Source organism: Fibrobacter sp. (assembly GCF_045112255.1).
Lineage (GTDB): Bacteria > Fibrobacterota > Fibrobacteria > Fibrobacterales > Fibrobacteraceae > Fibrobacter.
In genome coordinates this window covers 95051-114559 of the sequence record NZ_JBGUHR010000086.1, presented here as the reverse complement: position 1 = coordinate 114559, position 19509 = coordinate 95051, and the positions used below count along the sequence as shown (strand labels likewise).

20 protein-coding genes are annotated in these 19509 nt (G+C 46.4%); 3 read left to right on the top strand and 17 right to left on the bottom strand.

The annotated features are described in order from the left end of the window. Positions 1–50 precede the first annotated feature (50 nt). The 15 genes from ACJMM9_RS11810 to ACJMM9_RS11740 form a co-directional block, all read right to left on the bottom strand. The gene (locus tag ACJMM9_RS11810) at positions 51–461 is read right to left on the bottom strand and encodes a M67 family metallopeptidase (protein ID WP_405327154.1); all 411 of its coding nucleotides are present in this window, start codon (positions 459–461) and stop codon (positions 51–53) included. 172 nt (positions 462–633) lie between these two features. Then, positions 634–1443, bottom strand: a complete 810-nt coding sequence (gene thiF, locus ACJMM9_RS11805; RefSeq protein WP_072828214.1) for a thiazole biosynthesis adenylyltransferase ThiF — start codon at positions 1441–1443, stop codon at positions 634–636. Further along, positions 1443–1649 carry a sulfur carrier protein ThiS gene (gene thiS, locus ACJMM9_RS11800; RefSeq protein ID WP_405327150.1) on the bottom strand — a complete coding sequence of 69 codons (207 nt, stop codon included), beginning with the start codon at positions 1647–1649 and terminating at the stop codon, positions 1443–1445. Before thiS ends, thiF begins: the two co-directional genes overlap by 1 nt. Positions 1650–1715: 66 nt before the next feature. Further along, positions 1716–1964 carry a sulfurtransferase TusA family protein gene (locus ACJMM9_RS11795; protein WP_405327147.1) on the bottom strand — a complete coding sequence of 83 codons (249 nt, stop codon included), beginning with the start codon at positions 1962–1964 and terminating at the stop codon, positions 1716–1718. 213 nt (positions 1965–2177) lie between these two features. After that, positions 2178–3407: an O-acetylhomoserine aminocarboxypropyltransferase/cysteine synthase family protein gene (locus ACJMM9_RS11790; protein ID WP_405327144.1), complete on the bottom strand. Its 1230-nt coding sequence runs from the start codon at positions 3405–3407 to the stop codon at positions 2178–2180. 116 nt (positions 3408–3523) lie between these two features. Then, complete coding sequence (locus ACJMM9_RS11785; RefSeq protein ID WP_405327141.1) at positions 3524–4582, bottom strand: sulfate/molybdate ABC transporter ATP-binding protein; 1059 nt, start codon at positions 4580–4582, stop codon at positions 3524–3526. 8 nt (positions 4583–4590) lie between these two features. Next, positions 4591–5424: a sulfate ABC transporter permease subunit CysW gene (cysW, locus tag ACJMM9_RS11780; protein ID WP_405327138.1), complete on the bottom strand. Its 834-nt coding sequence runs from the start codon at positions 5422–5424 to the stop codon at positions 4591–4593. Further along, on the bottom strand, positions 5424–6257 hold the full coding sequence (gene cysT / locus ACJMM9_RS11775; RefSeq protein ID WP_405327135.1) for a sulfate ABC transporter permease subunit CysT: 834 nt from the start codon (positions 6255–6257) through the stop codon (positions 5424–5426). The genes cysW and cysT overlap by 1 nt, the downstream gene beginning before the upstream one ends. 156 nt (positions 6258–6413) lie before the next feature. After that, positions 6414–7433 carry a sulfate ABC transporter substrate-binding protein gene (locus ACJMM9_RS11770; RefSeq protein ID WP_405327132.1) on the bottom strand — a complete coding sequence of 340 codons (1020 nt, stop codon included), beginning with the start codon at positions 7431–7433 and terminating at the stop codon, positions 6414–6416. 116 nt (positions 7434–7549) lie between these two features. Then, positions 7550–8569 (bottom strand): hypothetical protein, encoded by a 1020-nt coding sequence (locus tag ACJMM9_RS11765; protein ID WP_405327129.1) that lies wholly within the window; start codon positions 8567–8569, stop codon positions 7550–7552. 211 nt (positions 8570–8780) lie between these two features. Next, a complete protein-coding gene (locus ACJMM9_RS11760; RefSeq protein WP_405327126.1) occupies positions 8781–10466 on the bottom strand; it encodes a sulfate adenylyltransferase subunit 1 in 1686 nt (561 codons plus the stop codon). Beyond that, positions 10466–11365 carry a sulfate adenylyltransferase subunit CysD gene (gene cysD / locus ACJMM9_RS11755; protein WP_405327123.1) on the bottom strand — a complete coding sequence of 300 codons (900 nt, stop codon included), beginning with the start codon at positions 11363–11365 and terminating at the stop codon, positions 10466–10468. The genes ACJMM9_RS11760 and cysD overlap by 1 nt, the downstream gene beginning before the upstream one ends. A 10-nt stretch (positions 11366–11375) precedes the next feature. Then, the gene (locus ACJMM9_RS11750) at positions 11376–11690 is read right to left on the bottom strand and encodes a ferredoxin family protein (protein ID WP_405327120.1); all 315 of its coding nucleotides are present in this window, start codon (positions 11688–11690) and stop codon (positions 11376–11378) included. After that, positions 11674–13371, bottom strand: a complete 1698-nt coding sequence (locus ACJMM9_RS11745; protein WP_405327117.1) for an adenylyl-sulfate reductase subunit alpha — start codon at positions 13369–13371, stop codon at positions 11674–11676. Before ACJMM9_RS11745 ends, ACJMM9_RS11750 begins: the two co-directional genes overlap by 17 nt. After that, entirely contained in the window at positions 13371–14231 is an 861-nt protein-coding gene (locus tag ACJMM9_RS11740) for a 4Fe-4S binding protein (RefSeq protein ID WP_405327114.1), read from the bottom strand. Before ACJMM9_RS11740 ends, ACJMM9_RS11745 begins: the two co-directional genes overlap by 1 nt. Positions 14232–14459: 228 nt before the next feature. Here ACJMM9_RS11740 and ACJMM9_RS11735 point away from each other — a divergent pair, with 228 nt between their 5' ends. Then, entirely contained in the window at positions 14460–15464 is a 1005-nt protein-coding gene (locus ACJMM9_RS11735) for a DsrE/DsrF/DrsH-like family protein (protein WP_405327112.1), read from the top strand. Here the strand turns inward: ACJMM9_RS11735 and ACJMM9_RS11730 are convergent. After that, positions 15461–16477, bottom strand: coding sequence for a sulfate ABC transporter substrate-binding protein (locus ACJMM9_RS11730; RefSeq protein WP_405327109.1), 1017 nt, complete (start codon positions 16475–16477; stop codon positions 15461–15463). The genes ACJMM9_RS11735 and ACJMM9_RS11730 overlap by 4 nt on opposite strands. A 340-nt stretch (positions 16478–16817) precedes the next feature. On the opposite strand from ACJMM9_RS11730, the gene ACJMM9_RS11725 reads away from it, so the two are divergent. Further along, positions 16818–17858: a DNA cytosine methyltransferase gene (locus tag ACJMM9_RS11725; protein WP_405327106.1), complete on the top strand. Its 1041-nt coding sequence runs from the start codon at positions 16818–16820 to the stop codon at positions 17856–17858. After that, positions 17855–18853: a BsuBI/PstI family type II restriction endonuclease gene (locus ACJMM9_RS11720; protein WP_405327104.1), complete on the top strand. Its 999-nt coding sequence runs from the start codon at positions 17855–17857 to the stop codon at positions 18851–18853. The genes ACJMM9_RS11725 and ACJMM9_RS11720 overlap by 4 nt, the downstream gene beginning before the upstream one ends. A 43-nt stretch (positions 18854–18896) precedes the next feature. On the opposite strand, the gene ACJMM9_RS11715 is transcribed toward ACJMM9_RS11720, so the two are convergent. Beyond that, positions 18897–19493: a LysE family transporter gene (locus ACJMM9_RS11715; protein ID WP_405327101.1), complete on the bottom strand. Its 597-nt coding sequence runs from the start codon at positions 19491–19493 to the stop codon at positions 18897–18899. Positions 19494–19509 lie beyond the last annotated feature (16 nt).

Sequence of the window (19509 nt, the reverse complement as noted above, 5' to 3'; positions counted from 1 at the left end):
GAATCGGAATTTCAGAAGGATCCCAGGGGCGCCGTTTGTACGGAGACCTTTTACTCGATCACCAAGCCTTCGTTCGTGGCGTTGTCGCCTTCAATGTGGAACGAATTGAGCACCGGGTTTTCACGATCCATCAGCGAAAGAATCAAGTAGCTTGCCTTGCTGTCAAAAGCGAGGCGCTTGTCTTCTTGTGAAGGGCGCGACGGGGACTCGGGATGAGAATGCCAGTTACCAAGTGGGGATAGGCCGTTTTGGCGCATATCCTTGATGGCGGCCAAGTGTTCCTTGGGGTCAAGCGAAAAGTGCTCATTGGAATGGTCAATATTCGTGAGCAGGTAAACCTTTTCAATATGCTTGTCGTTCCCCTCGATTTTCCCGGCAATCAGCCCGCAAGCCTCTTCGGGGAGGTTCTTCTGGGCATGCTCCAGGATCTTTTGATATTCAGCTTTTGGTAATGTAATCATTGAAATTCCTCTTTTGGATCTGTTGACACAGTTGTTCTCGACCGAAGGGAGGGAATCCAGTGCTTGTTCTCGTTTCAATTGTAAATCGAGAAATTATGGATCCCCTACGCTTTGCTTCGAGGATGACACATTCGTGTCACTTCCTACTGTCTACTTCCTACTTCCGACTCGCCTAGTGCTTCATTTCGCAGACGGCCTGTTCGTAGTCAATCAGGTGGTCAATCGTCGGGTGGTCACCGCAGACTGCGCAATCCTTCGTGTGGGTCGGGAGCTTGATCTTGCGGAATTCCATCGTGAGCGCATTGTAGGTGAGCAAGTAACCCGTGAGCAAATTGCCGACACCGAGAATGTACTTGACGGCTTCCATAGCCTGCAAACTACCGATAACACCGCCCATAGCGCCAATCACGCCTGCCTGCTTGCAGGTCGGCACGGCATCTTTCGGAGGGGGTTCCTTGAAGACGCAGCGGTAGCATGGTCCCTGGCCCGGAACGTACGTCATGAGCTGACCCTGGAAGCGGATAATACCCGCATGAGAGAACGGTTTTTTAGCCATGACGCAAGCGTCGTTGATGAGGAACTTTGCCGGGAAGTTGTCGGTTCCATCAATGATAAAATCGTAATCCTTGATGAGATCCATGATGTTTTCGCTGGTGACGAACGTGTGGTACGTAATCACCTTGACATCCGGGTTCATCGCTTCCATCGTTTCCTTAGCGGACTGCACCTTGGGCTTGCCCACATCCTTTGTAGCGTGGATAATCTGGCGCTGCAAATTGGAAAGGTCAACGACGTCTGCATCGGCAATGCCGATGGTGCCAACGCCAGCGGCTGCGAGGTACATGGCGACAGGAGCGCCGAGGCCACCTGCTCCAATGACGAGCACCTTGGCGTTCAGGAGCTTCTTCTGGCCCTTTGCACCCACTTCCTTGAGGATGATGTGGCGGGAATAGCGTTCGAGTTGTTCGTTAGTAAAAGCCATTACTGACCACCTCCCATGAAGTAGAGGAATTCGACGGTGTCGCCGTCCTTGAGGGCGGTCGTTGCAAACTTGTCGTTTTCGACAAATTCGTCGTTCAGGGAAACGGTCACGTACTGCGGCGTTTCTACCTTTTCTTGTTCAATGAGTTCTGCAACGGTGAGGCCGTCTTTAACTTCTTTCTTGTTTCCTGCAACAGTAATAAACATGTTTGAAATTCCTTTTCGGTTGAAATTTTTTGATTTTGTCATTCCCGCCTCCGAGCGGGAATCTCCTTAATCGCCTACTTTTTTGACAAACAGTGTAAAGGTTCCGTCCTGGTTGTCGTTGAGCTTGAGGATTTCGTGGCCTTCTTCCTTGAGGCTGCGCGGCACATTCTGCACCGGTTCGCCGTCATTCAGGCGCACAGCGAGAATTTGGCCTTCATCAAGTTCTTCGATGGCGACTTTTGCCTTGACAAATGTAGTGGGGCACTTGACGTCGGTGACGTCGACGGTATCGTCTACTTTGAATTCTTCTGACATTTATTTATCTCCGTACTTTAATTTTGTTGCTAAATATAGAACGCGTTTTTTACTTTGTCCAATACTTAATTTTTATGCTGAGTTATTGAATTTTTCTATATGGTCATTTTTTTGCTTCGGCGGTTACATCGTCATGACGCATCGTTTGTTTTGTTTTTTTTGCACCTCAGACCCCGTCATGGCGGACTTGATCCGCCATCTGGCTAGCACCTTCTACGAAATCTGCTTTATCGCTTGCTCAAAATCTTCCTTGAGGTCGGCAATATCTTCGATGCCCACGCTGATGCGGATAGATCCTTCGAATACGCCGGCGTTTTCCTTCTGTTCCTTGGTGGCGTGCGTGAAAATCGTGCTATCCGGGTGGATGACGAGCGTGCGCAAGTCGCCAATGTTCGTGGCAATCGTGGCGTATTTCAAGTTATTGATGAGCTTGAAAGCCTTTTCCTTGGTGCCTGCGTCAATGGAAATGATGGCGCCGCCCTTGCCTTTGAACTGCTTTTGAACGAGATCGTAATAGGGATTGCCCTTCAATGCGGGGTAGTTGACCTTGATGCCTTCGAAACCCTGCAAAAATTCAGCGAGCTGCAAGGCGTTGTCGCAAAGGCGTTCCATGCGGAGTCCGAGAGTTTCAAGACCGAGCGAGTTGAGGAATGCTGTAGCGGGTGCGAGACAACAGCCAATGTTGCGCCAGACGCCGTTACGGAGCTTTGCGAGGTAGGCGAACTTGCTAAAGCGCTTGTATTCTTCCAAACCCTTGTATTTTGCGTAATCCCACTTGAACTTGCCGCTATCGACGATGATGCCGCTGATGGCGCTGCCGTTTCCGTTGATGTACTTGGAAGAGGAATGGACAACGATGTCTGCGCCAAAGTCAAAAGGATGGACAAGGTAAGGTGTTGCGGTCGTGCTATCGACAATCAGCGGGACGCCTGCTTCGTGTGCGACATCTGCAACGCTTTGAAGATCAACGACATTGAGTTTCGGGTTACCGATAAGTTCTGTAAAAACGGCCTTGGTCTTTTCGCTCAGCTGCGAGCGGACGCTCTCGGCGGTGACTTCTGTGACGTAGCGCGTGGTGATGCCGAATGCTTCCAAATCATGGAACAAGTCAATCGTGCCGCCAAACAGCGCCGTGCTTGCAATGACTTCGTCGCCGGACTGCAAAATGTTCAAAAGCGACATCGTCACGGCAGCCATGCCCGAAGAACAAGCTATGGCACCAATGCCCTTTTCAAGAGATGCAATGCGCCTTTCGAAAGAATCTGTCGTAGGGTTTCCAATGCGTGTATATGCAAAACCCGGGGCCCTATTGTTAAAAACAGCTTCGAGTTTTTCTGCGGATTCTTGCGAAAATGCACTGACTTGATAAATAGGGGTAAGCGTAGAGCCGGTACTTCGTTCACTTTCAAAATTATGATGCAATAAAGTAGTATTAAAATCCATTAGGTTCTCCGTACATAATCCTATAAATTTCGTAGGCAAATATAGAACGCGAATTTGTGATTGTCAAATACTAATTTTATATGGCTTTTAATAGGAAAAATCTATAGAAATGGCCTTTAAATCACGACAATTGGTTCGCTGATGGACTTGTTTTGCAACAGGTAGGCGTTCTCGCCAACGGTCGCAAAAATGCGGTAAATGAATACATCCACCTTTTCGCCGATGCTGACATTTGCTTCGTCAAAGCCGCGCCTTGCTGTGAGCGATTCGCCGTTTACAAGAACAGTGACTTCGATGCCGCTGCCACGGAATGCAATGTCGGTGACTACACCTTCTTCGGCGGAATTTTTGTATTGCTGAATTTCGCTTTTCTTGGTGACCTTGACGAATTCGGGTCGTACAATCGCCTGTTCTACGTTTTCAATTTCTTCAAAGCTATGGAATTTGCTATAGTCCCTGAAAATAGAAGGTTGCCCGAAGAATGATGCGACAAAGGCTGTTTTGGGCTTGTTGTAGACGTCAAGCGGTTTCCCGATTTGGTCAATACGTCCTTTGTTTGTAATGATGATTTCGTCGGCGACTTCGATGGCTTCGTCTTGGTCGTGGGTGACGAAGATGCTTGTGACACCGAGTTTTGCGATCATCTCCTTGAGCCAATGACGGAGTTCCTGGCGGACTTTGGCATCGATGGCGGCGAAGGGTTCGTCAAGTAAAAGTAATTGTGGGTTAGGGGCGAGTGCGCGGGCGAATGCGACACGCTGGCGTTGGCCGCCCGAAAGCTGGCTCGGATAGCGGTTCTCGAGACCTTCAAGGCCAATGAGCTTCACGAGTTCTGCAACGCGTTCCTTGATTTCTTTTTCGGATTTCTTTAAAACGCGGAGACCAAATGCGATGTTTTCGAAAACGGTCATGTAGCGGAATAAGGCGTAACTCTGGAAAACGAATCCAATGCCGCGCTTACTTGCAGGGACGTTGTTGATGACTTTCCCGTCGATGATGATTTCGCCACTGTCGGGCGATTCAAGCCCGGCGATCATGCGGAGGATTGTTGTCTTGCCAGAACCGCTAGGGCCGAGAAGTCCGATGAGTTTGCCCTTTTCAATGCCAAAGGAAACATTGTCCGATGCCTTGAAATTTCCGAAATGCTTATTGATATTTTTCAATTCTACGTACATAATGTCTCCTATGGCTCAACTTTATTTTTCTTCTTTCCGTTGTATTCAATAACGCTTCTCGCAATCAAGATGATGATGGCTAACATCACTAATATTGACGATACCGCAAATGCAGGCACGTACTGAAATTCGTTAAACAAGATTTCAACGTGCAAGGGGAGTGTGTTTGTCTTGCCGCGTAAATGTCCCGAGATGACCGAGACGGCTCCGAATTCGCCCATCGCACGTGCTGCACAAAGGACTACGCCGTACAAGAAAGCCCACTTGATGTGTGGAAATGTAATCTTGCTGAAAATCGTCCAGCCTTTTGCACCCATCAGCGCTGCAGCCTCTTCTTCATCGTTGCCTCGTGCTTCTAGAACGGGAATCAGCTCGCGCGAAATGAATGGGAACGTTACGAAAATAGTGGCGAGTACAATTCCCGGCACTGCAAAAACGATTTTGATGTCCAAATCTTGCAATAGCGGAAAAATTGGGCTTTGTCGGCCAAACGTGAGTAAGAAAATGAGACCTGCGATAATCGGCGAAACCGTCACGGGCAAGTCAATCAGCGTTGTGAGAATCTTTTTGCCCTTGAACTGATACTTTGTAATGGACCATGCGGCGCTCAGTCCGAATACTGTGTTGATAAGAACTGCAAGCAGAGTTGCTTCGAGCGTGAGCCAAATTGCCTTGACCGTGTAATCGTCTGCTACAGCTTTTGCGTATACGGCGGCGCCCTGCTTGAATGCTTCGGTGATGACCGTGATTAGCGGGAGCAAGAGCATAAGCACGACAAAAATAATGCTGATGCTTATCAAGAACCACTTGATAATTTTAGATGATGTCGTCTCTTTGTTCATCAAGCGCCTCCTTTCAAAATTTTTGTATTTCTAGTTTGTACCAAGTTTACGAGGAAAAGCGTGACGAACGATGCAATGAGCATGACAAGTGCGATTGTTGTGGCGCTCGCATAATCGTATTCCTGCAATTCAGACATGATGATAAGCGGTACAATTTCTGTTTCGAAAGGCTTGTTGCCTGCGATAAAAACGACACTTCCATATTCGCCGAGGCAACGCCCGAATGCAAGACCAAAACCTGTCAATGCGGCGGGAATGATTTCCGGGAAGATAATCTTCCAAAAAATGCGGCTGCGTGATGCTCCGAGAACGCCTGCTGCTTCTTCGTAAGCGGGGTCGAGTTTTTCAAGAACCGGCTGCACGGCGCGAACGACAAACGGGATGCCGATAAAGACGAGTGCGACCGTAATGCCGATTTGCGTAAAGGCTATCTTCACGCCGAACTTGGCGAAAAAGCCGCCGATTAGCCCCGTGTCTGCGGTAAGTGCGGTCAATGCGATGCCCGCCACGGCTGTCGGGAGCGCAAACGGAAGTTCTATCATGCCGTCAATCAGGCGCTTAAACGGGAATGTGTATTTCACAAGAACCCACGCCAGTACAATGCCCATGACGGCGTTGATTAATGATGCGACAAATGCTGTCACAAAGCTTACCTTGAAACTTGAAAGTACACGATCGCGTGTAATTGTTGCGATAATTTCGTCAAGACTCATCTGCGCCGAAAATACCACAAGCGATGCAAGCGGAATAAGTACGACCACGCTCAAGATGGCAAGCGTGATGCCTGTTGTAAGGCCAAAACCTGGTATAACACTTCTGTTTGTTCTTTTCATATGTGAGGTCAAATATAGAACGCGATTTAGCTTGTGTCCAATACTTAATTTTTATGCGGGATTATCGGAATTTTTTATAATAGATAAAGTAATTTTGTTAGAAAAATCCTCGCCCGTTTGTGGGCGAGGATGGAGCTTTTGTTGTTTGGATATGTATTATTTCTTTTCGTAAATCTGGTCGAAAATACCGCCGTTGGAGAAGTGCTTGTTTTGAGCCTTATCCCAACCGCCAAAATAGCTGATGTCAATCAAATTCACGTTCTGGTCGAATTCCTTGTATTGATCAAGGATGGACTTGTTAGACGGACGATAATGATTCTTGGCGGCGATGTGCTGGCCTTCGTCAGAATAGAGGTAGTTCAGGTATTCAGTGGCGAGTTCGCGGGTGCCGCGCTTATCCACAACCTTGTCTACAATGGCGACAGAAGGTTCTGCCAAAATGCTCACGCTCGGGATGACGATTTCGTAATCGTTCGGGTAGTCCTTAAGCGAAAGGAAAGCTTCGTTTTCCCATGAAAGCAAAACGTCGCCCTGGCCATTTTCGATAAATGTGGTCGTAGAGCCGCGTGCGCCTGAGGCAAGCACGAGAACGTTCTGGTAAAGTTTCTTCACGAAATCCTTGGTCTTGGCTTCGTCTCCGTTATACTGTTTTTCGGCCCAGGCCCAAGCGGCGAGGTAATTCCAGCGCGCGCCACCAGAAGTTTTCGGGTTCGGTGTAATGATGCCGATGCCTGGCTTCACGAGATCGCCCCAGTCCTTGAGACCCTTCGGGTTGCCCTTGCGGACAAGGAATACGATGGTGGAGGTGTACGGGGCGCTATTCAGCGGAAATTCCTTGACCCAGCCATCTTCGATAAGACCTGCATCGCGGACTGCGTTTACGTCGTATTCCAAGGCGAGCGTTACAACATCGGCTTCGAGGCCGTTAGCCACTTCAAGCGCCTGCTTGCCGGAACCGCCATGAGACTGCGTAATTTCTACGTCCTTGCCGGTCTTTTCTTTCCAATGCTTGGCGAAAACCTTGTTGTAGTTGGCGTAGAGTTCACGCGTCGGGTCGTAAGACACGTTGGTGAGAGTCTGCTTGCCGTGTTCGTGCTTTTCTTCGGAAGAAGAGCATGCCGTGAAAGCGAGGGCGAGGAGAGCAATAGATGCTATGGTAAGTTTTTTGAAATTCATGTTTAAAACCTCTTTTTGTTAAATGTTTTGGTTTGTTTTTGGGGAGAAACGCCCTCAGCGAAATGGATCAAAGAAGCTGTTATGCTGTGCTGAGGGCGCTCGGGATATGCTAAGTCTTATTTGAGTGATGCCGTGAATCGTGCGGCAAGAGCGACTTCAGAGGCCTTCTTTTCGCTATAGACGTTCACTTGAATCTTGGAATAATCGTTTAATTTCTTGATGAAGCTTAACGTCCATGCAATTCCGTTTGCACCTGCCTGCAATTTGTCACGGTTAGAGAGGTATTCCAGTTCGGCGTACAGATTGCTCAAGAAACCTCCAGTGGGAATTTCCAAGCCGACGAAGAACGGAATGTATCGTGAATCCTGTGCGTATTCAGACTTGATGGCGTTTGATGCCTTAAGGTTTTCCCCATCGCCGGTAGCGATCAATGCGACTTCACCATAAAGGCCAAAGTTCTTTTGGAAGTTGTAGCTTGCACGGCCTGCAACACGGTGCGTTAACTGAGCTGTATGCTGGATCGGATCGAGTGCGTTCACGCGGTAAGCGGCACTTACTTTGGCTTCGCCAAACTTAAGCGTTTCTTCAAGGCGGACATAACCTGTATTGAACTTGGCATCATAAGTACCGAGCAATGCTTTGAATGTCGAAATTCCGTTTTCGTAACCGAATTCTACTGCATCATGCTGGTAATCGCGAGCGAGGAATCCACGCTTGTTGAGGGCTACGTCGACATAAGTACCGAAGTTTCCGCCAACACTCCAGTCGGTACGGAATCGACCGAACTGCAAATTGAATTTGCCATGTTCTGTATCCCACTTGTAGTTGGCGTAGTAGGTATCTGCGGAAATTTTGTCGTAGTTCTTGTCTTCAATCGTGTTGCCGAAAGCAGGACTGAAAATACGCAAATTAATTACGGCGCTGAGTTTTTCAGAGTCGTACTTTGCGCCAATATTTGCGCGCAGGAAAGAATTGTCAAGCGTGTTGTCTGCATCGTTATCGTAGAGCGACTTAATGGCTTGTGCCTGGACATTTCCTGTCAGCTTAAATGTGCTTTCTTTAGCAGATTCTGCAGCAGAGCAAATGGATGATACCAGTGCTGTTGAAATCAAAATCTTAGAAATTGTCTGGTTCATTCGTAGACTCCTTGTTGTTGTATGGTTTATTGTTTTTTTTTTTGTGCGGCAAAATATAGAACGCAATTTTCACTTTGTCCAATACTAAATTTTTATGCGGAGATATCAATTTTTACTATCGTAAATTTGTTTGTAATTTAAAATTACTTTATTAAAAATAAATGCTCGGCGTGAGCCGAGCTTTGTGTTGATGAAGAAGTAAGATTGATTATTAGTGTAAAACTACTTTGCGGTACGTGTTGAACGAAGCCCATTTGCGGAAAAAATCTTCGCGACCAGCGATACCTGCTTTCTCGTATTCTTTGAGCAACTTTTTCACGTCTTCATCGGAATGGACCTTGATTTCAAAGCCGCGTCCGTTGATGACGGGAACATTCCCATAGCGGTATTCTTCTGTCGTGGTGATTTCTGCGATGCGCTTGTTACGCACCTTGACGGCGACACTGTCACGCAAGATGATGATGTCAAAATCATCGGGGTAGTGGTAGCTTTCGCCTGCGGTGGGGATTTCATCACCGACGGTGTAGTGCTGCTTTACGGGTTGCTGTTTCACGACAGAGAGCGTTGCCGTATCGTAGAAAAATTCTTCAAAGATTTCTCCGCGACCATGGCGCTCGCCTTTCACAAATGCCGCTTTTTCCTGAGATTGTAATTGTTTTTCGTAAAGCGCTTCGACAACGCCGCAGGCGGCTGTAGCATGTGTTACGATGTCAATGAGAATGAGCTCGCCGAGCGTCTTGTGCTTTTCAAAAAGATCAACGACAATGGCTTCGGCAAAAACGAGTTCACAGAGGGCGATTCCATTCTTGGAAATACTTTCTACTTCCAAATGTATGCCCGTGTTCACGTCAATGGCGTAGTCTATTTTCGTGAGTGTTCCAGGAATAATCTTTGTCCCGATTTTGACGAGATAATCTTTACCGAGCGAAAGTGGTTCGTCATCCATCCACAAGAGCGAAGCCTTGATTCTCTTGTAGCTACCGATGCTTGCGTCTCTCGCGAGAACGCAACCTCTTGATACATCAACTTCGCGGTCTAGCGTAATCGTGACTGGTTCGCCGGCGTGGGCTTCCTCGACATTCTTGTTTGTGTAGAGAATGCTTTTGACGGATGCTTTCTCGTAGCTCGGAAGTGACTTGATGACATCGCCAACGCGAACCGTTCCCGATTCAATCTGTCCTTGGAATCCACGGAATGTGCGGTCGGGGCGGCTCACGCGCTGAACGGGCATGTAAAATCCCTTTTCTTGCGCAGAGCTTGATGTGTCGACATTTTCAAGGTATTCGAGCAACGCGGGGCCTTTGTACCAAGAAATATTTTTCGATTTTACAGTGACATTGTCGCCTTCTGTTGCCGAAAGCGGAATGACTTGTATGTTGCTCAGGGAATGAGTCTGTGCAAGTTCTGCAATTTGTACCTTGATTTTGTTGAAAACATCTTCGCTGTAATTGACAAGATCCATCTTGTTTACGGCAAATACAAAGTGGCGAATGCCCATCAGCCTGCAAATGCGTGCGTGTCTGCGAGTCTGTACGAGAACACCCTGAGAGGCGTCCACGAGAATCACGGCGAGGTCGGCAAAGGATGCTCCCACCGCCATATTGCGTGTGTATTCTTCATGCCCCGGCGTATCGGCAACAATAAAACTGCGGTTGTCCGTCGTGAAATAGCGATAGGCAACGTCGATGGTGATGCCTTGTTCGCGTTCTGCCATCAGGCCGTCGAGCAAAAGTGAGTAGTCAATCTTTCCGCTGCGGCTACCGACTTTACTGTCCAATTCCAGTGCCTTTTCCTGATCGGTGTAAAGCAACTTGGAATCGTAAAGAATATGACCGATAAGGGTTGATTTTCCGTCGTCAACGCTACCGCAAGTAATAAACTTCAATAAACCTTTCATTAGAAATAGCCCTCCCTCTTGCGGCGTTCCATGCTGCCGGCGGCTTCGTTGTCAATCACGCGCGATGTTCTTTCCGAAGATACGGCGCTCAAAGTTTCGTCAATGATTTCGTCAAGTGTTGTGGCTGTCGATTCTACGCCGCCAGTGAGCGGGTAGCAACCGAGCGTTCGGAAACGCACCGACTTGATTTCTGGCTTTTCGCCTTCACGCAAAGGGAATCGTTCGTCGTCCACCATGATGATGTTGCCGTCACGCACAACGACTGGGCGCGGGGCAGCAAAGTAAAGCGGTACGATGTCGATGTTTTCGCGCTTGATGTACTGCCAGATATCTTTTTCAGTCCAGTTCGAAATCGGGAAAACGCGAATGCTTTCGCCCTTGTTGATTTTTGTGTTGTACAGTTTCCACATTTCCGGGCGCTGGTTTTTCGGGTCCCAGGCATGTGCGGAATTGCGGAACGAGAAAATGCGTTCCTTGGCGCGGGATTTTTCTTCATCGCGGCGGCCACCGCCAAATGCAGCTGTAAAACCGTACTTGTTGAGCGCCTGCTTTAACGCTTGCGTCTTCATGATGTCGGTATAGGCGGAGCCGTGATCGAACGGATTGATGCCCTGTTTTACGCCATCCTGGTTGATGTGTTCCAACATTTCAATGCCGTACTTTTTGGCAATTCTGTCGCGAAATTCAATCATTTCACGGAATTTCCAAGTCGTGTTGACATGCAAAAACGGAAAAGGCGGTTTTTCGGGGTAGAATGCCTTGATGGCTAAATGCAACATGACGGAACTGTCCTTGCCAATGGAATAAAGCATCACCGGCTTTTCGCATTCTGCGGCGACTTCGCGGATGATGTAGATGGCTTCGGCTTCCAGCTCGTCGAGGTGTGAAAATTCGCTCACTGTGAAACTCCTAGTATTTATTTGATTCTTTGGGGTCAATGTCAATGGATTTGACGCTCCCGTCCGGGAATTCCACAATCCAGCGAATTAGACCGTTTACTTTTTCGGTATGTACCTTGCTTCCCTTGCCGCCAATGTCTTCGCCGAGGAAAAATTGAATGGCGTGAACAGGGCATTCCTTGATACACGAGGTGCAACCCCAGCAATCTTTGGGGTACTTGATAAATGCTTTTTTATTTTCATTTATCTTGATTAGCGTACCGGGGCATACATCGTGGCATCTCCTACAGCCGATACATTTGCTTTGATCAATGCTGATGCTCATAGTTCTTTTGCCCTTCTGCGGTGAGGTCGCGCAAGATGATTTTGATTTTGCCGTTGACGAGCTTTGAATTCACGTATTTGCGGAAGTTTGCGTTGTCTTTTTCGGGGTAATCCAAATTTTCTGCAAAGCTGTGCCAACGTGTCTCGTGTCGTGCCTTGAGGTGTGCTATAACGCTCTTGCAAACTGTCAGACGTTCCTTGAGTTCGTAGATGTACATCACTTCCTGCAAATCGGCAGCGCTGAGCTTATCCGTAAGACTTTCAATTTCGTCGATTTTTTCTTTGGCGATATTGAGCTGCTTTTCGCTGTAGCCGTAGCCCGTCTTGATTCCGCCTGCATGTTCGTTCATGGCGATTTGCATTGCTTCTTCAAGTTGCTCGGTCGTGTACAGCGAATTTTTCTGCGATAAATACGATTCAATTTCAGCGACGTGGCGGGCAATTTCTGCATCCTTAATGTTTGCTTTTGCGTCTACGGTCGCGCTGATATATTCCACAGCCGACTTCGCTGCAATTTCACCTTCGGCAAGAGCGCCTGTCACATACTTTTGCGGGCATCCGCCTGCTACGTCTCCAGCGGCATAAAGCCCCTTGATTGTCGTTGCTCGCTTGGTATCCACCCAGTAACCGCTTGCCGTGTGGCCGCCTACAATGTAGGGCTCCGTTCCTTCAATTTCGACATTCGCTTTGGAGGGTGTTTCGTTTTCGAGCCAGCGAATCGTTTGCGATGGAGCCATGTTCAGGTACGCTTTCAAAAGCGATTCTTCTTGCTCGGCTGAAATTCCTACAGTCCTTAAATAGCAAGGTCCGCGACCCGCTAAATTTTCGGCGACTGTTCCGTAAACGCGTTCGAATGTTGAAATTCCGTATTTCGTTTCGTAAACTTCGCCAAGCGAATTCACTTGCTTTGCGCCAACGCCTTGCGCGAGCGTTCCTGTCGGGGCAATCGTATCTTTGCAACGGAGCGCAATGAATCGCATTTCGAATGTTGTCATTTCGGCGCCGTGGCGGATTCCCATTGCGTAGCCCGCACCCGTATTGAACGGGGGGTACCACATTTTATGCCTTGAAAATCCAGGATTGTTCGGAAGGTAAAGACCTGCCGCGCCACCGGTTGCGATGATGACCGCTTTTGCTTCAATGGCGTAAAACGTTCCATTTTCAATGCCGAATCCGAACGCTCCGTCAATTCTGTTGTTGTGTACGGAAAAATCAATGATGTTCACATGATTCAACACTTGTACATTGGGCAATTTTGAAACCGCTGCGGCAAGAATCGGCTTGATGTTTTCACCGTTAATCTTGATATTGCGATTCCCACGCGTGACGTATTTCCCGTCCTTGTCCTTCAAGATGACAAGCCCAAGTTTTTCCAAATGCGCCGTGACTTCATTGAATTTTTCGGAAATGGAATACAGAAGATCTTCACGCACGATTCCATCGGCGTCTTTCTTCGCGTATTCCACGTAATCCTTTGGCGTACGACCCTCGGTGATGTATGCGTTCAGTGCATTTACGCCGGCTGCAAGGCAACCGCTTCGCTTGATGTTCGCCTTTTCGACGATGAAAATTTTCAAGTCCTTCGATTTGCCTAATTTTTGTGCAGCTGTAATGGCTGCGTAACACCCTGCCGTCCCGCCACCGATAATCAGCAAGTCTGTTTTTATTTTTTCAATATTCATTACTTGTTATAAACTTCTCGTATTTTTTCTGCGAAAACATCGTGACCGATACGGTCAATCGTGTACTTGAAACGTTCGCCGCTCTTGGCGTTGTCCGCAAAGAACTGGATGGCGGCATCGCAAATATCCAAAAGCTTTTGCTTGTCTTCGATGAACGGAATAATGGTTTCGCCCTTGTTGATGCTGTTGCCGAAAAGTCCGCCAAACGATACGATGTATCCGTGTGTATCGCTCCATGCATCAGTGGGGCAGGACTTGTAACAACGACCGCAGTAGTTGCATTTTTCTTTGTCAAAAATGACTTTCTTGTTTTCGATTTTGATTGCGCTTCTGCGGCAAACTTTTGCACAGAGCCCACAACCGATACACTTGTCTTGCAACCAATCCACCTTAATGGCGCCCTTGATGCCGACGTCATTTTCTTCGGCTTTGAGACAGTTGTTTTGACAACCCGTCACGCCGAATTTGAACTTGTGCGGAAGTTCCCGGGCGAAATAGCGGTCGTCCAGTTCTTTTGCAATGGCGTAGGTGTCAATGCAACCGCTTGGGCAAATGGCTTCGCCCTGGCATGCAGTTACCGTTCTCACGCGAGCGCCGCAAACGCCCGGTTCTACGCCGCCTTCGGCGAGCGCATTTTTTACGTCATCAACTTGATCCAACTTGATAAACGGAATTTCGACGCTCTGTCTTGAGGTCAAATGCACGTGGCCGTCGCCGTATTTGTCAGCGACTTCCGCGATTTTTGCAAGCTGCGTTGCAGTAAGGTTTCCGCCGACTACGCGCAAGCGAAGCGAAAAATTATTTTTCTGCTTCTGGCGCATGAATCCGCCTTTCTTGAGTGTAGAATAATCTGCTGCCATAGAATGTCTCCCATTTTTTTTGCTCTCAAATATAGAACGGGGATGCTCTCGTGTCCAATACTAAATTAATATCGCTTACGATAATATTAATTTATTAGTAATTATGCGGCGCAGCCTAATTTTTTATTATCGAAAAACTCGATAACTGGTGATTAAAAAATTATATTGGACATTACTATTAATCAATTCTATAATTGCGTTTGAAAATAGAAACGAAAAGGCTTATCCATGTCCGAAGTGAAGAATTTTTCTGCGAAAGATTTTTACAAGATTGATTTGAAAAACTCGACGCTGCTCGATGTTCGCGAACCAGGCGAAGTCCTTGTGCGGCCTGTGAATGGCGCTATCCAGATTCCGTTTTTTGAACTTTCAAAGAAAATTGATTCTATCCCGAAAGATAAACCTGTTTACGTATTCTGCACAACGGGAGATCGTTCCGAACAGGTTGCCGAAATTCTTGCCGATCGTGAATTTGACGTGTATAATGTTGATGGCGGGCTTGACGCGGTTCCTAAGGCTCATTTTGTAGATGCAAAAAATCTTTGCTGCCCGGGGCCGATTGTGAAAGTAGACGAGGTGGTGCGTGATGCCCTTGTCGGCGATGAAATCCAAGTTGAAGCGACAGAAAAAGCTTTTGCTCTCGATGTCAAAACATGGTGCGAACGTACCGGAAATGAATTGAAATCGCTCAATGAAAAAGATGGTGTTATTTATGCAACCATCGTCAAGCAAAACGCACCCGTCGCTGAAAAAAGTGAATTTGAACACGCCAAGACTTTTGTCGTTTTCAGTGGTGATTTAGATAAGGCTATTGCTTCGTTCATCATGGCGAATGGCGCTGCCGCAATGGGCCGCCCGGTGACAATGTTCTTTACGTTCTGGGGCGTAAGCCTTTTGCGTAGACCTGAAAAGGTTCGCGTCAAAAAATCGTTCATCGGTAAAATGTTCAGTTTGATGCTCCCGCGCGGTTCCAAAAAGCTTGGACTTTCTCGCATGAATTTTGGCGGTCTTGGCGCAAAGATGATTCGTGCGGTGATGAAACAGAACGGAGTCTCTTCACTCGAAGAACTGATTGAAAGCGCAAGGCAAAAAGGCGTAAAGTTTGTCGCTTGCCAAATGTCGATGGAACTGATGGGAATCGCTCCCGAAGAACTGATTGACGGCGTAGAACTCGGAGGGGTCGCGACAATGCTTGGCTCCACCGAAAAATCGGACTTGACCTACTTTATTTAGCGAATCTGGTCAAAAATGGCTCCATCGGCAAAGTGCTTGGCTTGCGCCTTGTCCCAACCGCCAAAGTGTTCAATCGTAATCAGATTGACATTCTGGTCAAATTCTTTGTACTCGTCAAGAATCGCCTTGTTTGTCGGACGGTAATGATGCTTTGCCGCAACATGCTGCGCTTCGTCAGAGTATAGATAATTCAGGTATTCCGTCGCAAGTTTGCGCGTGTTGCGTTTGTCTACAATCTTATCTACAATCGCGACAGAAGGCTCTGCCAAAACGCTCACACTCGGCATCACGATTTCGTATTCCTTGGGGTAATCCTTGAGCGAAAGGTAAGCCTCGTTTTCCCAAGAAAGCAACACGTCACCCTTGCGTTCTTCAATGAACGTATTCGTAGAACCGCGAGCGCCCGAAGCGAGGTCGAGAACGTTCTTGTAAAGCTTCTTCATGAAGTTCTTGACTTGTTCTTCATCGCCGTTGAACTGTTTTTCGGCGTAAGCCCAAGCCGCGAGATAATTCCAGCGCGCACCGCCCGAAGTCTTCGGATCCGGCGTGATGATGCCGATGCCGTCTTTTACGAGATCATTCCAATCCTTGATTTTCTTGGGATTCCCCTTGCGCACGAGAAACACAATCGTTGAAGTGTAAGGTGCGCTGTTGTGCGGAAATTCCTTGACCCAGCCGTTTTCGATAAGCCCCGCATCACGGATAATGTTCACGTCGTATTCCAGCGCGAGCGTGACCACATCCGCTTCAAGCCCGTTCACCACCTCAAGCGCCTGCTTGCCCGAACCGCCATGAAACTGCGTAATCTTCACATCTTTGCCGCTGACCTCTTTCCAATGCTTCATGAAAATATGATTGTAATTGGAATAGAACTCACGCGTCGGATCGTAAGACACATTGACAAGCGTGTTGTTCTCAACCTCGGGAGCCTTCTCCGAAGAGCAACCGAAAAAACAACCCGCGCCCGCCACCAGCGCCCCCGCAAAAACTGTCTTGAAAAAATGCAGATTCATAGTGAAATTCCTTCTTACTGAGAATGATAGTAATATTTTTGCAGTGTCACCCCGGACTTGTTCTCTTTGACCACTTGTACTTTAGTACTTATGTGGTCATGATCCGCGAATGGGGACGGGGGCGCCTATTTTATATGAATTTATTTTATAATAAGGAGGGGGGGAGAATCCCCCTGGTTCGCACTTCGTTGCTCTCCACCTCCTCTGCGGGGCTCAGACGCCGCCCCGCAACGCCTGGCTTGCCCCGCCCAACGCGCCCTTTTTTTCATGATTTTTCTTAGCATGTCATTTTATGCCATTCTAAAAAATCTAAATTTTAAAGAGAAAAGGATGAAATTCTATGACTCCATATTCTCGACATATAGATAAAACTTTAGCAATCAAGATTACAGAAAAACCTGTAGTTTTGGATTTGTTTGCTGGATGTGGTGGTCTTTCTCTTGGTTTTGAATCAGCTGGGTTTGAAACTATTGGTTATGAAATGATTGCAGAGGCTGCTGAAACATATAACATGAATCTAAAAGGACGCTGCTTCTGTGAAAAGCTTTCTCCAGGATTTGATTATCCACAAAATAAAAAAATAGATATTGTGATAGGTGGTCCTCCGTGTCAACCCTTTAGTGTTTTTGGAAATCAATTGGGGATGAAAGATGTTCGAGATGGATTCCCAATATTCATTGATGCTGTGAAACGGATAAATCCAAAAGTTTTTATGTTCGAAAATGTACGAAATCTCGCTTTTTCGCATAAAGATTATTTGGAAATGATTCTGACTGAACTAAGAAATCTTGGATATATTATTTCGTATAGAGTGATGAATGCGTCTAGATTTGGTGTTCCTCAGAATCGCGAAAGGCTTATTGTTGTTGGACACAAATCTCAGTTTGTTTTTCCGAAGGAATTACAAAAAACAGTAACTGTTGGAGATGCTCTTGGAGACATTATGGAAACGGTGACTGATGAAAAGATGATCTTGACTCCTCGGCAAGATGAATATATTGCTGCGTACGAAAAAAAATCGCATTGTGTTCGTCCTCGTGATTTGCATCCTGAGTTGCCGTCAAGAACCGTTACTTGTCGTAATTTGGCTGGGGCCACAAGCGATATGCTTCGCGTAAAATTGAAAGATGGACGTCGCAAACGTATTTCTGTTCGTGAAGCTGCAAGATTACAGTCGTTCCCAGATTGGTTTGATTTTGCGGGCAATGAGAGTAGACAATTTTATCAAATAGGAAATGCTGTACCTCCTATGTTGGCTCATCATATTGCTTTGGCGATAAAAGAGACTTACTATAAACCGTGTAAATCTTTGTCGGAAATACAGTTGATTAATGAAGCTGAATGTTATTCTTATGATTTGTTTGCTAAGGTGGGAACATGATTAAAAAGTTTACTGGAAATAAATCTCCCAAATTGCAAAGTCTCTACCAAGATATGCTTGTCATTTTGGACTGCATTGGTATTCCAGTTGAAAATTTGACTGATAGAGCAAAAGAAAAAATGGTTGGAGCTTGCCTTGCTGTAGGAAATGTCAGAAATGAATTAAGTGAAATTTGTTGCTTGCCGAAAGAAAAAGCACTAAAAACCCGTGATATAATAAAATTCGAAAATGAGTATTTTGGAGAGAATATTTCTCCTGGTTCTTACGATGATATTCGTCGAAAGGATTTGTCGCTTTTGACGGAAGCAAATGTTGTCTTGAATACTTCGTCTTTTTGTAAACAAAATCCAAATGATCCGAGCCGAGGGTACGTTCTGAGTCGTCTTTTTGTAGAATTAGTTTCTCATTATGGTAAAAAAGATTGGGGTGAAGCTTTATTAAAATATCAACATGAAAATAAATCTTTAAAAGAGGAACTTGCTCATAAACGTAATCTTGAAAAAATTCCAGTCAAATTACCAAATGGTAAGCTGCTATATCTTTTTCCTGGTGAACATAATGAATTACAGAAAGCTATTATAGAACAGTTCTTGCCTTTATTTGGATTTGGTGCCGAAGTTTTATATGTTGGCGATTCACCGGATAAATATCTTCATGTTGAAAAAGAAAAGTTGGAGAAAATCCATTTTTTTGAAATTAAACATAAAGAATTGCCTGATGTGGTTGCATATTGTAGTCAAAAAAACTTATTGTATCTTATTGAGGCGGTACATAGTCATGGCCCAATGGATGAAATTCGCATTAGGAAATTGAAAAGGTTGTTGACGGAAAGTGGTTGTATTGCGCAGGTTGTTTTCTTTACTGCTTATCTTGATAAAAAAACATTCCGTAAAGATTGTGAAAAAATTGCTTGGGAAACAGAAGTTTGGATTGCAGAAAATCCTGAGCATTTAATTCATTTCAATGGTCACAAATTCTTGGACTTGTATAAGTAAAAACATTAAGACTTTTGCTGCGTAAATAAAGATGTGTTTTCCCTCATCTCACAATTCCAATGGCGCAATACAGTAGCGATACTCCCATAAGCGTGTAGAAAATTCTGTGATGCTTTTGGAATAGTCCTTGCAAAAGAACGCCTGCGAAAAGCCATGCCAAATTGCAGATGGGGCCTGTAAGCGGCAAAAACAATCCGAGAAATAATAAATGCGGAAAATCCTGGTGGTAGGGGAGCATGTAGGTCGTGATTGCCGTGAGGCAGAACACCATGATTTTGACGTTTGTGAGCTGCACAAATAGCCCAGTGCGGAAACTGCCGGTTGTGCAGCTGTTGCGAATTTTTTCAAGGGGCTTGAACGCTTGAATTATAAGGCTGATTGCCAAATATGCAATGTAGATTGCACCGACGAATGAAAATACTTTGATGAAATTTTCAAAGGCGCTGCTGATAAAATAAACGATAAAGACGGATGCTAGCGAAACGATCGTGTATCCAGTAAAAAGTCCGTACCATTGCTTTATCGCGACGCTTTTTCCGCTCCCCATCGCTACCGAGAGAGAACAGAGGTTCGCGGGCCCCGGGGTAATTCCCGAGACGAATGCGTAAAGCAAAAAAGAAAGTGTTACTTCTAATGTCACTAAGCGACCTGTTCTA